14 protein-coding genes are annotated in these 13,395 nt (G+C 65.6%); 5 read left to right on the forward strand and 9 right to left on the reverse strand.

The window, feature by feature from the left end; all coding sequences use genetic code 11:
• Position 1: 1 nt before the first annotated feature.
• Positions 2-595, forward strand: a complete 594-nt coding sequence (locus C8J43_RS01070; RefSeq protein ID WP_133029402.1) for a GNAT family N-acetyltransferase — start codon at positions 2-4, stop codon at positions 593-595.
• 241 nt (positions 596-836) lie between these two features.
• Here C8J43_RS01070 and C8J43_RS01075 read toward each other — a convergent pair whose 3' ends face one another.
• The gene (locus C8J43_RS01075; RefSeq protein WP_133029403.1) at positions 837-1,577 is read right to left on the reverse strand and encodes a hypothetical protein; all 741 of its coding nucleotides are present in this window, start codon (positions 1,575-1,577) and stop codon (positions 837-839) included.
• The gene (locus tag C8J43_RS01080; protein WP_133029404.1) at positions 1,574-2,395 is read right to left on the reverse strand and encodes a hypothetical protein; all 822 of its coding nucleotides are present in this window, start codon (positions 2,393-2,395) and stop codon (positions 1,574-1,576) included. Before C8J43_RS01080 ends, C8J43_RS01075 begins: the two co-directional genes overlap by 4 nt.
• A 118-nt stretch (positions 2,396-2,513) precedes the next feature.
• On the opposite strand from C8J43_RS01080, the gene lipB reads away from it, so the two are divergent.
• The 3 genes from lipB (at position 2,514) to C8J43_RS01095 (ending at position 4,575) form a co-directional block, all read left to right on the forward strand.
• Complete coding sequence (lipB, locus tag C8J43_RS01085) at positions 2,514-3,173, forward strand: lipoyl(octanoyl) transferase LipB (protein ID WP_133029978.1); 660 nt, start codon at positions 2,514-2,516, stop codon at positions 3,171-3,173.
• Positions 3,174-3,276: 103 nt separating this feature from the next.
• Entirely contained in the window at positions 3,277-3,543 is a 267-nt protein-coding gene (locus C8J43_RS01090; RefSeq protein WP_056055480.1) for a hypothetical protein, read from the forward strand.
• Positions 3,544-3,870: 327 nt separating this feature from the next.
• On the forward strand, positions 3,871-4,575 hold the full coding sequence (locus C8J43_RS01095; protein WP_056055478.1) for a hypothetical protein: 705 nt from the start codon (positions 3,871-3,873) through the stop codon (positions 4,573-4,575).
• 150 nt (positions 4,576-4,725) lie between these two features.
• Here the strand turns inward: C8J43_RS01095 and queE are convergent, their stop codons facing one another.
• From queE to parE, 7 genes are all read right to left on the reverse strand, one after another.
• Positions 4,726-5,358, reverse strand: coding sequence for a 7-carboxy-7-deazaguanine synthase (gene queE, locus C8J43_RS01100; RefSeq protein WP_133029405.1), 633 nt, complete (start codon positions 5,356-5,358; stop codon positions 4,726-4,728).
• A gap of 1 nt (position 5,359) precedes the next feature.
• Positions 5,360-6,064 (reverse strand): 7-cyano-7-deazaguanine synthase QueC, encoded by a 705-nt coding sequence (gene queC, locus C8J43_RS01105; protein WP_133029406.1) that lies wholly within the window; start codon positions 6,062-6,064, stop codon positions 5,360-5,362.
• Positions 6,065-6,260: 196 nt separating this feature from the next.
• The gene (locus C8J43_RS01110) at positions 6,261-7,178 is read right to left on the reverse strand and encodes an Hsp33 family molecular chaperone HslO (RefSeq protein WP_243645354.1); all 918 of its coding nucleotides are present in this window, start codon (positions 7,176-7,178) and stop codon (positions 6,261-6,263) included.
• A gap of 32 nt (positions 7,179-7,210) precedes the next feature.
• On the reverse strand, positions 7,211-8,128 hold the full coding sequence (argF, locus tag C8J43_RS01115) for an ornithine carbamoyltransferase (RefSeq protein WP_133029407.1): 918 nt from the start codon (positions 8,126-8,128) through the stop codon (positions 7,211-7,213).
• Between the two features lie 139 nt (positions 8,129-8,267).
• Complete coding sequence (locus tag C8J43_RS01120) at positions 8,268-9,458, reverse strand: aspartate aminotransferase family protein (protein ID WP_133029408.1); 1,191 nt, start codon at positions 9,456-9,458, stop codon at positions 8,268-8,270.
• 129 nt (positions 9,459-9,587) lie between these two features.
• Positions 9,588-10,118: a DUF2628 domain-containing protein gene (locus tag C8J43_RS01125; protein ID WP_133029409.1), complete on the reverse strand. Its 531-nt coding sequence runs from the start codon at positions 10,116-10,118 to the stop codon at positions 9,588-9,590.
• Positions 10,115-12,124, reverse strand: coding sequence for a DNA topoisomerase IV subunit B (gene parE / locus C8J43_RS01130; RefSeq protein WP_133029410.1), 2,010 nt, complete (start codon positions 12,122-12,124; stop codon positions 10,115-10,117). Before parE ends, C8J43_RS01125 begins: the two co-directional genes overlap by 4 nt.
• 161 nt (positions 12,125-12,285) lie before the next feature.
• On the opposite strand from parE, the gene C8J43_RS01135 reads away from it, so the two are divergent.
• Complete coding sequence (locus C8J43_RS01135; protein ID WP_243645355.1) at positions 12,286-13,143, forward strand: outer membrane beta-barrel protein; 858 nt, start codon at positions 12,286-12,288, stop codon at positions 13,141-13,143.
• The last annotated feature ends 252 nt before the right edge of the window (positions 13,144-13,395 follow it).

A 13,395-nucleotide genomic window follows, 5' to 3' on the forward strand; every position in this document is an offset into this window, starting at 1 on the left:
TGTGGCGCTGATCCCGGTTGCCGACGACGTCCTCGCGACGATCGTCACGACGCTGGAGATGCGCAAACGACCGCCGTTGCGACCGAGCCCGGGATCGCGGTTGCGGCTGGTACGATGGGAGCGGCCGGCGCTGGAGAAATACCGCGCGCTGTTCCGGCGGGTGGGCAGTCCTTGGCTGTGGTTCTCGCGGCTGGTGATGGCGGACGATGCGCTGGCGGCGATCGTCCATGATCCGGGGATCGCGGTGTATGCGGTGCTCGATCCGGCGGGGATCGAGGTCGGGATGCTCGAACTCGATTTCCGCGAGGCGGGCGCGTGCGAGATCTCGTATTTCGGGTTGATCCCGGAACTGGCCGGGCAAGGGCATGGGCGGTGGCTGATGGCCGAGGCCTGCGCGCGGGCCTGGGCCAAGGGGGTGGAGCGGGTCTGGCTACATACCTGCACGCTCGATCATCCGAGCGCGCTGGGGTTTTATCGGGCGCAGGGGTTCGTGGCGGTGAAGCGGACGATCGAGACGTTTCCGGACCCGCGGGCTTCCGGGTTGCTGCCGCCGGAGACGGCGCCGCAGATTCCGTATCTGGAGAAGCGGGGGTAAGCGTGAGACGTGTTTCCCCGCGAGCATAAAGGCAGCAGGCGCACTACGAAGCCGAGAAGTCGGGCGTCGAAGAGGTCGCAACCGAAACTCCCTCTCCCCCTTGGGGAGAGGGGCGGGGTGAGGGGCGCCCCAGGCGGAAACGCTGGCAACTGCCCCAACCCCTCACCCCAACCCTCTCCCCGGAGGGAAGAGGGAGCAGTTGGTGCGTGCCTCCTCCGCAGACATTGGCGGAGGCCGGCCCCTACCGCGCCAGGCGGCGGTAGGCGGAGATGGCGATCAGGGCCATCGCGATGCCGGCTGCCATGGCCGCCACAGCCGCACCCGCATCGACGATCGCGAGCGCGACCGGGTTGGGTTCGCCCGCTTCACGCAGCGCCTTGTCGAGCATCATGAACGGCGCGCCGACGAGCCAGCCGCTGATGTAGCTGAACGCGGCCAGCCCCATCAGGGGCAACCCCGACCCGCGGCTGAGCGTGAAGCTGCGGCGGATCGCGCCGAGAGCGCCGAGCGGGGCTTCCGCGAACAGCGCCGGGCCGGTCAGCATCGTCCGGCCGAGAATGTAGAGGCCGGGGATCGCGTACAGCAGCAGCCCTGCGCCGGCCGGCAGCGAGACGATCACCATCGCCAGCAGGAAGCGCGGGAAGATTCGCAGGCACCGCGTCAGGCTTGCACGCAAGTCGAGGTGCTCGCGGTCGAGGTACAGCGCGTAGAACAGCGACGTCCCGAAAAAGCTCATCACATAGGTGAGCAGATACCAGCCGCCATGCGCCGCCGCCCAGGTCTGCACCGCGTCGGCCCAGACCAGCGCCTGCGCCTCGTTGTTGCCCGCCGCCGCATCGGGCATCGGCGGATCGGGGACGACCAGCGCGAGCGCGAACGCGGGCAGGAACAGGAACGGCGCGGCGATCCGCAGCAACAGGTCGCGGTCGCGCTTGAACAGCGTCCATGCGTCGGTGAGAACGGTCGCGAAATCGAGCTTCATGGAACGGCGTGTTTCTCTCTGGTCGCGACATAGAGCTGCGCGGTGAAGACGGCGGCGAGCGCGGTGAAGGCGGTGGTGACGATCGTCGCGGCGACACCCGACAGGAAGGTCGCGGTGCCGATCCCGTCGGCGCCGAGCGCGAGGCGGAAGACGATTCCGGTCACCGACTGCGCGGCCCAGGTCGAGACGAGCATGACGATCGCGAACAGGATCAGCACGCCGATGATCCGCCACGTCAGCCCCCTGGTCAGCTGGACCGAGCGGCGGATCGCGCCGATCCCGAGCCGTTCGTTGAGGATGACCGGGTTGAGCAGCACCAGCCGCGCGCCGATCCAGATCGCGACCAGAAGATACGCGAGGCTGTACAGCGCGATGAACCCTGCCACGCCAGCGCTCGGCGGAGTCATCTGCGCGCTGCGGCCATTGGCGGCGGCGGTGAAATCGAACCCCGACTGGATCAGGACGATCATCGGCGGCACCACGAGGAGTGCCGCAACCAGCGTGATCAGGACGGTGATGCCGAGCGCCGGAAGCACGCGTGCACCAGCATCTCGGCGCGCGGACGCGGCATCGGTGGCGGGATCGGTCGCGATCGCGACGATCGCCAGCTGCGACCAGAGCATCGCGATCAGCGTCCCGATCGCGAGGATGCTTCCGATCAGCGCGAAGCTCATCGTCCCCGGTGCGGCGAACGCGACATAGCCGTCACGGATCACGCTGGGCAGCAGCATGCCGAGCAGCGCGATCGGTGCGATCATGCCGGTGCGCCCGTTGAGCACCTCGATCGTGCGATCCCAGACCGTCCCCATCTTCACCATGCGCCAAACTCCCCCGGGTTCCTGTAGCGCGCGGGTTAGCCGAAGCCCTTGCGCTTGACCACAGGTTGCACGCCCGCTTGCAAGTCGGCGTGCGGGTGCGCAATTGGGGTCGGTGACGATCCCCCTGCCCGACGATATCGAATGGCGGACCAGCGCCGGCCTGACCCCCTATGCCGACGCGCTGGCCGAGATGGAGGCGCGCGCGGCGGCAGTCGGCGCGAACGAGGCGCGCGAACTGCTGTGGATGCTCGAACATCCCCCGGTCTACACGGCCGGTACAAGTGCCGAACCGGGCGACCTGATCGACGCGCGCTTTCCGGTGATACCGACCGGGCGTGGCGGCAAATACACCTATCATGGGCCGGGCCAGCGGATCGGCTATGTCGTGCTCGACCTCACCAGGCGCGGGCGCGACGTGCGGCGCTATGTTCACGCGCTCGAATCCTGGGTGATCGCGGCGCTGGGCGAGCTTGGCGTCGAGGCGTTCGCAGTCGATGGCCGGGTCGGCATATGGACACTCGATCCCAATGCTCCGGGGGGCCGCGAGGCGAAGATCGGCGCGATCGGCGTGCGGGTGAGGCGCTGGGTGACGCTCCACGGCTTTTCGGTGAACGTCGCGCCCGATCTGGCCCATTTTGGTGGTATCGTCCCATGCGGCCTGCCGGAGTACGGCGTTACGAGCCTGCAATCGCTTGGTATTTCCGCCGACCTTGCAACCTTCGACGCCGCCCTGGCGTTGACGGCCGATGCTTTCCTTGAAACAGTTTCTTGTCCTTGAGAAAACGAGGCTTGAGGGCAAAGCGTTATCGGATTAATGTCCACTACGATTTGGGTATTAAGGGCGAGCAGCCAGCCAAATCCTCTATCTAGGGAGCTTCCACATGCGTGCACTCATTTCCAAGGTCCTGACCGGTTCGCTGATCGCCAGCGCAGCACTCGCCGTTTCGGCGTGCGGTCCTAAGACCGAGACGACGACCGACAACACGATGGTCACCGACATGAATGCCAGCGAAGGCATGGACACGATGACCGACAACATGACCGCAGTCGACGGTGCGTCGAACGGTGGCATGATGGCCAACGACACCATGATGGCGAACGACACGATGATGTCGAACGACACCGCGGTGACCAACAACGCAATGTAATTTCCGCAAGGGAATTACTGCTGCGGTACGGCATGCCCGAAAGGGACGTCGTGCTGCGAAAGGGCCGTCCGGGCGACCGGGCGGCCCTTTGCGTTTGCCGGGTCCTCGCGTTCGCTCGCGCGGTCCGCGGGATAGGGACGCGGCCACGCCGACCGATCAGACGAGGCACATACCCGCCAGCGACCACGGAATCATTTCGCCTGCGACGAAAAACCGCCGTGATCGGCAAACATGGACGCTACCGCCCGCGTTCTATAGTTAAATTCACTTGGGAGCGGCGTCGAAACGCTTTAGAATCGATGACTTGAAGATCCCGGGGAGGTTGGAATGAAGGTGTTGCGTACCGCGCTTGCGCTATGCGTGGCGACGAGTGGACTGGCTGTAGCCCAGTCGGCGTCGGCGCAGTTTTTCTTGCAGTCGCGCGATTTTTCGGGTGCGGCGGTGGTCGGCGACGAAGCCGATCTCGGCCAGGTGTTGCCCGGCGCGACGCAGGACGAAATCCGCGCTGCGCTGGTGTGGCACATGCGCGCCGCGCTCAACGTGGCGGCGCTGCAATGCCAGTTCGAGCCGACCCTGCTGACCGTGCCCAACTACAACGCGATGATCTCCGATCACAGCGAAGAGCTGAAGAACTCGTTCACGACGCTTACCAAATACTTCGCGCGCGTGAACAAGGCCTCCGGGGTCAAGGCCGGCCAGACCGCGCTCGATCAGTTCGGCACGCGCACCTATTCGAGCTTCGCAACGGTCGCCGCACAGTTCGGCTTCTGCAAGACCGCCTCGTCGATCGGTCGCGATGCGGTCTTCGCGCCGCGCGGGCACCTGTTCGAGGTAGCGCTGGCGCGCTCGCGCGAACTGCGCAACAGCCTGATCCCGTGGGGCGAACAGCGCTTCCCACGCTATATCGGCCGCGACCGCGCGACGATGCCGCGGCTCGACGCGATCTGCTGGAACAAGAAGGGCGAGTGGGTCCAGAAGAAGTGCGGCGCGCAGAACTGGCCGCCAGCGGGCGTCGGGATGGCCGGGCAGTAAGATCGGGACCCTATCCCCGAAGATATGATCATTCCCGCGCAGGTGGGACCCCATAGTGGCAAACGGTCGCGACATAACCGCGACCGTTTGAGCATCTGGGTCCCCGCCTCCGCGGGGATGACGGGCTACGAACCGCCGACCTCGCGTCGCTCAGCGCAACCCAAGCAGTTTGTGCGTTTGCAACGACAACCGCCACTGCGGCCGCTCCATCACCAGATCGACGCACGCCGCGCGATTGGCGTCCGCGCGAGGATCGTCGAGCGGCTGGAGCAGCAGGTTGGCGAAGTCCCAGGTTTCGATATCCTCGATATCGGTTCCCGGTTGCGGCCAGACCAGTTTCAGCTCGTGCCCAGTGCGCTGGACGACGATGCTGCCGGCCTTGGGGCTGATGCACACCCAGTCGATCCCGGGATGCGCCGGGATCGTACCGTTGCTCTCCATCGCGATCCGAAACCCGTGTTCATGCAACGCATCGACGATCGCGTCGTCTATCTGGAGCATCGGCTCGCCGCCGGTCAGCACGACGAACCGGTCGCGCGCACCCTCGCCCCAGAAGCCGGCGACCGCCGCCGCCAGCGCCTGCGCATCGGCGAATTTGCCGCCGCCGAGGCCGTCGGTGCCGACGAACTCGGTATCGCAGAACCGGCACACAGCGGTCGCACGATCCTGTTCGCGGCCCGACCAGAGGTTGCAGCCGGCGAACCTTACGAACACCGCGCGGCGACCGGCGTTCACGCCCTCGCCCTGCAGCGTCAGGAACATCTCCTTGACCGCATAGCTCATGTCAGGTGGGCTTCACGGCATAGACGGTGGGATCGGCGATCCCGGCCTCGTCGAAGCCGCGCGCACGGAGCCGGCAGCTGTCGCACTCGCCGCAATGCCTGCCGTCGGGCGTCGGATCGTAGCACGACCAGCTCAGCCCGAGATCGAGCCCGAGCCGCGTGCCTTCGCGGACGATATCCGCCTTGGTCATATGCTGGAGCGGGGCCTGGATGCGGAACGGTGCGCCCTCGACGCCGGCTTTGGTGGCGAGTTCGGCGAGGCCTTCGAACGCGGCGATGAACTCGGGACGACAGTCGGGATAGCCCGAATAATCGAGCGCGTTGACGCCGATATAGATGTCGCGTGCGCCCGCCGCCTCGGCCCAGCCCAGCGCGAGGCTGAGGAAGATCGTGTTGCGCGCGGGCACGTAGGTGACGGGAATGCCGCCGCCGTCTTCGGTGCCTGCACCGTCCTTCGGCACGTCGATATCGGCGGTCAGCGCGGAGCCGCCGAACGCGGACAGGTCCATCGGCAGGACGATATGGCGTTCGGCCCCGAGCGCGGCGGCGACGCGCCGCGCGGCATCGAGCTCGATCCGGTGGCGCTGATTGTAATCGAACGACAGCGCGAGCAGCCGCTGGCCGGCTTCGCGCGCAATCGCGGCGGATATCATCGAGTCGAGCCCGCCCGAAACGAGCGCGACCGCAAAGGGAGCAGGGGATGTCATGATGCGGAGTGCGCTAGGCCAGCGGCGCGCAAAAAGAAAGGGGCCGCCCGGTGAGGCAGCCCCTGAGGTTGGCGCGGATCGCGCCACAAGGGAGAACAACGTGCTGAATAAAAAGCACAGCCCGATCTATACCTAACATAAGTAAATGGGGCGTTAATTCCTTACGTTAGCGGCTCGATCAACCGACAAAAGTGCATCATTCATCGACCGGCACGGGAAATTTCGTCGCGCAGAATGCGCAATCGACGATGATGAACCCGGTCTCGTCGGCCATCGATCGCCGTTCCTCGATCGGGAACTTCGAGATCACGCCCTTGATATAGTCGGGATCGCAGCGGCACCCGCGCGTGATCGGGATATCGGCGAGGATGCGGACGTCCTGTTCCTCGTTGAACAGGCGCCAGACGAGCGTCTCCAGCGGCAAGGTCGCGTCGGTGAGTTCATCGACCCCCATCGTGTTGCCGAGCGTGGCGACATGCTCCCATTCGGGATGATCGAGCTTGGTATGCAGGCGCTCGCGCCCGTCCTCGCCCTCGGGGAGATGCTGGAGGAACAGCCCGCCGGAAATGCAGCGACCGTCGGGGCCCTTCGCCATGCCGGTGCGGATCATCGTCGGGATCTGCTCGGACTGCGTGAAATAGCTCTGCGCGGCCTGCGACAGCGTGTCGCCGTCGAGGGGGACGATGCCCTGATAGCGTTCGTTGCTGGTCGCCATGTCGAACGTGATCGCGAGATAGCCGGCACCGAACAGCGCGAACAGCGATGGCTCTGCGGGGGCCTCGGCGAGCTTGTCCGCGTCGTATTCGATATAGCCGCGCACTTCGCCGCCGCGGTAGTCGCAGACGAGCAGCTGGACGACGCCGTTGTCAGTACGCGTCTGCATCGTCAGCTGGCCACTCGAATCCTTGAGCGTCGAACCGATCAGCGCCGCGAGCGTCAGCGCCTCGGCGAGCAATTTCTCGATCGCGGGCGGATAGGCATGCGCGGCGAGCACTTCGTCGAGCGCGGTGCCGAGCCGCACGATCCGGCCGCGTGCACTGCGCGTCGGGATCGCGAAAGCCAACGCGCGGTCGAGATCGGTCATGTTAGGATCGAATTTTGGCGTATCGTTCATCGTCCGCCAGATGGTGACCCTGCCCGTTCAGGTCAACCGATCTGCCCGAAGCACCAGCGCAGCACCGACTTCTGCGCGTGGAGGCGGTTCTCGGCCTCCTGCCAGATCAGCGACTGCGGGCCATCGATCACGTCGGGCGTGACTTCCTCGCCGCGGTGCGCGGGCAGGCAGTGGAGGAACTTCGCGTCGGGCTTGGCGAGCGCCATCAGCGCGGCGTCGACCTGGTACGGGGTGAGCGCCTTCAGCTTCGCATCGGCATGCGCCTGACCCATCGAGATCCAGGTGTCGGTGACGACGATGTCAGCGCCTTCGACCGCCTCGCGCGGGTCGGCCACGACGCGCGCCCGACCCGACGACCGCGTGATGGCCTCTTCCTCCGGCTGGAATCCCTGCGGACAGGCCGCGACGACGTCAAACTGTATCAGCCCCGCCGCCTCGACGATCGAGGCGAGCACGTTGTTGCCGTCGCCGAGCCACGCGACCTTGAGGCCGGGCAGCGTCTTGCCGCTCTCGATGATCGTCAGCAAGTCAGCCATGATCTGGCACGGATGCGACGCGTCGGTCAGGCCGTTGATGACCGGGACGGAGGCGTAGTGCGCCATCTCCTCGATCTTGGCGTGATCGTCGGTGCGAATCATGATCGCGTCGACATAGCCCGACAGGATGCGCGCGGTGTCGGCGATCGACTCGCCGCGGCCGAGTTGCATCGAACCGCCGTCGGACACGATCGAGGTGCCACCGAGCTGACGGATCGCCATGTCGAACGAGAACCGCGTGCGGGTGGAGCTCTTCTCGAAGACCATCGCGAGCGTGTGGCCGGCGAGCGGTGCGTCGGCATCGGTGCGGCCCTTGGGGAAGCCGGCGCGCGCTGCCTTGCGGTCGAGTGCATCGGTCAGCATCGCGGCGATGCCGTCGGCTCCGGCGTCGGTGAGATTCAGGAAATGGCGCATAATTCCTCCCCGGCACGGGGAGGGGGACCGTTCGCATGGCGAATGGTGGAGGGGGGCCTCCACGAACGCAACACTTCGGGGCGATCCCCCTCCACCATGCTTCGCATGGTCCCCCTCCCCGTACCGGGGAGGATCAGTTTCAATCGTCGGCAGCGGGCACGTAGACGCGTGCGGCGGTCGACAGCTTGTCGATGCACTCGGCGATGTGGCTCTCGTCGATCACCAGCGGCGGCAGGATTCGGACGACGTTCTCGCCCGCCGACACCAGCAGCAGATTGTGGTTGTCGCGCGCGAACGCGACGAATGCACGGCTGTCGCTCTTGAGCTTCAGCCCGAGCATCAGCCCGGTGCCGCGAACGCTGTCGAACAAATGATCGTGGTTGGGGATCATCTGTTCGAGCCCCTGCCGCAACCGATCGCCCATTGCAGCGACGTTGTCGAGGAAACCCTCTTCGAGGATCACGTCGAGGATCGCCTCGCCCGCCGCCATCGCCAGCGGGTTGCCGCCATAGGTCGAGCCGTGCGTGCCGGCGACCATGCCCTTGGCCGCCTCCTCGGTCGCGAGGCACGCGCCCAGCGGGAAGCCACCGCCGATGCCCTTGGCGACCGACATGATGTCGGGGGTGATCCCGTACAGCTCATGCGCGAAGAACTTGCCGGTGCGTCCGTAGCCGCACTGCACCTCGTCGAGCACCAGCAACAGGCCATGCTCGTCGCATGCTTTGCGCAGGCCGGTCAGGAACTCGTGGCTCGCCTGGCGGATGCCGCCCTCGCCCTGGATCGGCTCGACCAGGAAGCCGGCGGTGTGGTCGTCGATCAGCGCCAGCGCGCCTTCGAGATCGTTGAACTTCGCATAGGCGAACCCCGGCAACAACGGCTCGAACCCGTCGCGCATCTTGGCCTGGTTGGTGGCCGAGATCGCGCCGAGCGTCCGCCCGTGGAACGCGGTGTCGAACGTGATCAGCGTGTGGCGCTGCGGATTGCCGTTGGCGAAGTGATAGCGCCGCGCGGTCTTGATCGCACACTCGACCGCTTCGGCACCCGAGTTGGTGAAGAACACGGTGTCAGCGAAGGTATTGTCGACCAGGCGCTGCGCGAGGTGCTCGCCCTGCGGAGACCCGTACAGGTTCGACACGTGCATCAGCGTCGCCGCCTGATCCGCGATCGCCTTGGTCAGGTGCGGATGCGCGTGGCCGAGTGCGTTGACGGCGATGCCGCTGGCGAAATCGAGATACTGCTGGCCGTCCTCGCCGAAGAGGTACACGCCCTCGCCTCGGACCGGACGCACGCCACACCGCGGGTAGACGGGCATGAGCGGGGTGATGGTCACAAGCGCTTCCTTTCCGAAACGAGAAGGGCGACCCAATGGTCGCCCGACGCGGCCTCATATCGATAGCGCGGCGGGTGCGTCAATCACGTCCGACGCTGAACGCCGGTCGAATGGGCACGCCCACCGGTTCTAGACGTTGCTGAGACTGGCCAAATGGGCCTGCTGATCCATTACTGCGCCCACGAACGCGAGCGCCAGCTCCGCCACCAGGACGATACCGCCCAGCACGCCGGCGATGACCGAGACTCCGCCTGCCGCGGCAATCTCCGCGTCGCTGCCACCCGCTGCACGAATCTTCGCGATCTTGGTGACCGCATCCTGCGCGATTGTTGATTTGGCTATCATCGCAATGAAGATTGCCGCGCCACCGCCGGCCGAAACGGAAAAGAAATACCCGACCACCAGCGGCAGGATGATCAGGACGGCGCCAACTGCCCATTGCTTGCGGTACAGAAACCACGCGAACCCGAAAAACAGCGCGGGCCAGCACCAAGTGAGCACGAGCCCCCCGCCGGCTTTCACCATCTTGTCACGTGCCTTTCCCCATGCACTGGCGAAACGGTGCGCATTTGGCCCGATGAAACGCGCGACGTCGTCCCAGTCCGAATTGGCCCATGAAGCGATAAGCGCTTCCTTACGAAGTGTACGTGTCTGGTTCATGCGTCGATCGCTTCCTCGTCCATGCGGCCCGCATTCTCCTGGATGAACGCGAAGCGGTGCGCGGGGTTGTTGCCCATCAGGCGGTCGACCAAGTCCTTCACCTGCGCGCGCTCCTCGTATTCCTGCGGGAGCGTGATGCGGAGCATGCCGCGGGTGGCGGGGTCCATCGTGGTTTCGCGGAGCTGGCTCGGGTTCATCTCGCCGAGGCCCTTGAAGCGGCCGACGTCGACCTTCTTGCCCTTGAAGACGGTGCGTTCGAGTTCGGCGCGGTGCGCGTCGTCTCTCGCATAGACGCTCTTGGTGCCGACGGTCAGGCGGTAGAGCGGCGGTTGCGCGAGGTAGAGGTGCCCGCGGCGGACGAGTTCGGGCATCTCCTGGAAGAAGAACGTCATCAGCAGCGTCGCGATGTGTGCGCCGTCGACATCTGCGTCGGTCATGATGACGATGCGTTCGTAGCGTAGCGTATCCGGCGTGCAGTCCTTCCGCGTGCCGCAGCCCAGCGCGAGCGTCAGGTCGGCGATTTCCTGGTTGGCGAAGATCTTGGCGCTGGTGGCGGACGCGACGTTGAGGATCTTGCCGCGGATCGGCAGGATCGCCTGCGTTTTCCGGTCGCGCGCCTGCTTGGCCGATCCGCCTGCCGAATCGCCCTCGACGATGAACAGCTCGGTGCCTTCCGGCGAGTTCGCCGAGCAGTCGGTGAGCTTGCCAGGCAGGCGGAGTTTGCGCGCGGAGGTGGCGGTCTTGCGCTTGACGTCGCGTTCCTGCTTGCGACGCAGGCGCTCGTCCATTCGCTCGAGCACATAGTTCAGCAGCGCCTTGCCGCGCTCCATGTTGTGGCTGAGGAAATGGTCGAAATGATCGCGCACCGCCTTCTCGACGAGGCCCGCGGCTTCGGGGCTGGTGAGGCGATCCTTGGTCTGGCTCTGGAATTGCGGTTCGCGGATAAAGACCGACAGCATCAGTTCGCTGCCGACCATCACGTCGTCCGCGCTGATATCCTTGGTCTTCTTGTTGCCGACGAGATCGCCGAACGCGCGCAGGCCGCGGACCAGCGCCTGGCGGAGGCCTTGCTCATGCGTGCCGCCGTCAGGGGTCGGGATGGTGTTGCAATACCAGCTGTACGAGCCGTCGCTCCACAGCGGCCACGCCACGGCCCATTCGACGCGGCCCTGCGTTTCGCCGTTGGCGCTCGGGAAATCCTGCGAGCCGGAGAAGAAGTCGGAGGTCGCGCATTCGCGGCCGGCGATCTGGTCGCGGAGGTGGTCGGCGAGACCGCCGGGGAACTGGAACACGGCTTGCGCGGACGTGTCGTCGCCGATCAGGTCGGGTGCGCAGTGCCAGCGGATCTCGACGCCGGCGAAAAGATACGCCTTGGAGCGGACGAGCTTGTAGAGGCGTTGCGGTTTGAAGTTCAGTTCGGTGCCGAAGATCTCGGTATCGGGCGTAAACGCGACGCTGGTCCCGCGCCGATTGGGCGTTGGGCCGAGATGCTCGATCGGGCCGAGCGTCAAGCCCTTGGCGAAGCGTTGGCGGTACAATTGCCGATCGCGCGCGACTTCGACGACGGTGTCGGACGAGAGCGCGTTGACGACGCTGATGCCGACGCCGTGCAGGCCGCCCGATGTCGCATAGGCCTTGCCCGCGAACTTGCCGCCCGAATGGAGCGTCGAGAGGATCACTTCCAGTGCGGACTTGTCGGGGAACTTCGGGTGCGGATCGACGGGTATGCCGCGGCCGTTGTCGACGATCGTCAGGCGGTTGTTCGCTTCGAGCGTGACTTCGATCCGCGTCGCGTGGCCGGCGACCGCCTCGTCCATCGCGTTGTCGAGCACTTCGGCGGCGAGATGATGCAGCGCGCGCTCGTCGGTACCGCCGACATACATGCCGGGGCGGCGGCGGACCGGCTCGAGGCCTTCGAGCACCTCGATCGAGGAGGCGTCATAGGTATTGGCGGCGGGTTTGCCGGCGCCGGGTGCGCCCGGAGACGCGAACAGATCTTCAGCCATGCGGCGAACGTAGCCGCAGGCGTCGGACAAAGCCACAGCCTCCGTTTGTTCCACATGTTACAAAAAAGTCACGGTGCCAGTTATTGTTGGGAACGCAGGATAATTTTCTCTGCATCCGCCGTTTCTAACAAACCTGTCATGAAACTTTCCGGGAGTGGACTATGAACGAAACGATGAAGGCGGCGCTTGCTGGCGCAGCGGCGCTTGGTGCGGCCCTCGGGCTGGCGGCACCGGCTGCAGCACAGGAAACGACCGCGGATGCGCCGTTCAGCGGCGTCTATATCGGCGGGTCGTTCGGCTATGACGTGCAGCCCAACGATGTCGGCGAGACGATCGAGTTCGATCGCAATCTGGACGGCGTCTTCACCGACACCATCTCGACTGCGACCGTGGCCAACGCCTTCTCGCCAGGCTTCTGCAATGGTCGCGCGGTCAACAACGTCGCGCCTACCAATGGCGGGCCGCGGTGCCGCAACGACAAGGACGGCATCGCCTATTACGGTCGCGTCGGCGCGGACATCCAGCGCGGCAACATCGTGTTCGGCGTGGTCGGTGAGTTCGGCAAGAGCGAGATCAGCGACAGCGTCTCCGCGTTCAGCACGACGCCGGCGTTCTACACGATGACCCGCGACCTGAAATGGGAAGCCTCGGCCCGCGTTCGCGCAGGCTATGCCGCGAACACCACGCTGTTCTACGGCACGGCCGGCGGCGGCTACGCCAACATCGACAACAGCTTCACGACCGGCAACACCGCCAACACCTTCACCACCAACGGCGACAGCAAGCAGTGGGGCCTCGTCGGCGGCGGCGGGATCGAGCAGAAGCTCGGCAAGAACTTCTCGATCGGTCTCGAATATCTGTTCCACCGCTACAAGGACGACGATTACCGCGTCCGCGCCTCGGGTGGCCCCGCCGGTGGCCCGTTCACGCGCGGCAACGCGTCGGGCACCGACTTTCGTCGCAACTTCGACTATTTCCGCTGGCACAGCCTGCGCGCCACGGCGGCGTTCCGTTTTTGAGGCGAAGGGCGGCCGCTGCCACGCCGGCAGCGGACTCGCCCAAGCCCGGCCGGCGCGGCGAGCCGCGTCCGACGACATGGGCTTTGCCCATGGCTAGCGTGAAATGAAAAAGGCCGCTTCCCCAAACGAGGAAGCGGCCTTTTCCATGCAACGATCAATGTACCACCCACCTCGTCATCCTGACGAAAATCCGGACCCAGAGCCAAACGGGGTAGCCTCTCGGTATCCTGGATCCTGACTTTCGTCAGGATG

The organism is Sphingomonas sp. PP-CE-1G-424, assembly GCF_004341085.1.
Lineage (GTDB): Bacteria > Pseudomonadota > Alphaproteobacteria > Sphingomonadales > Sphingomonadaceae > Sphingomonas.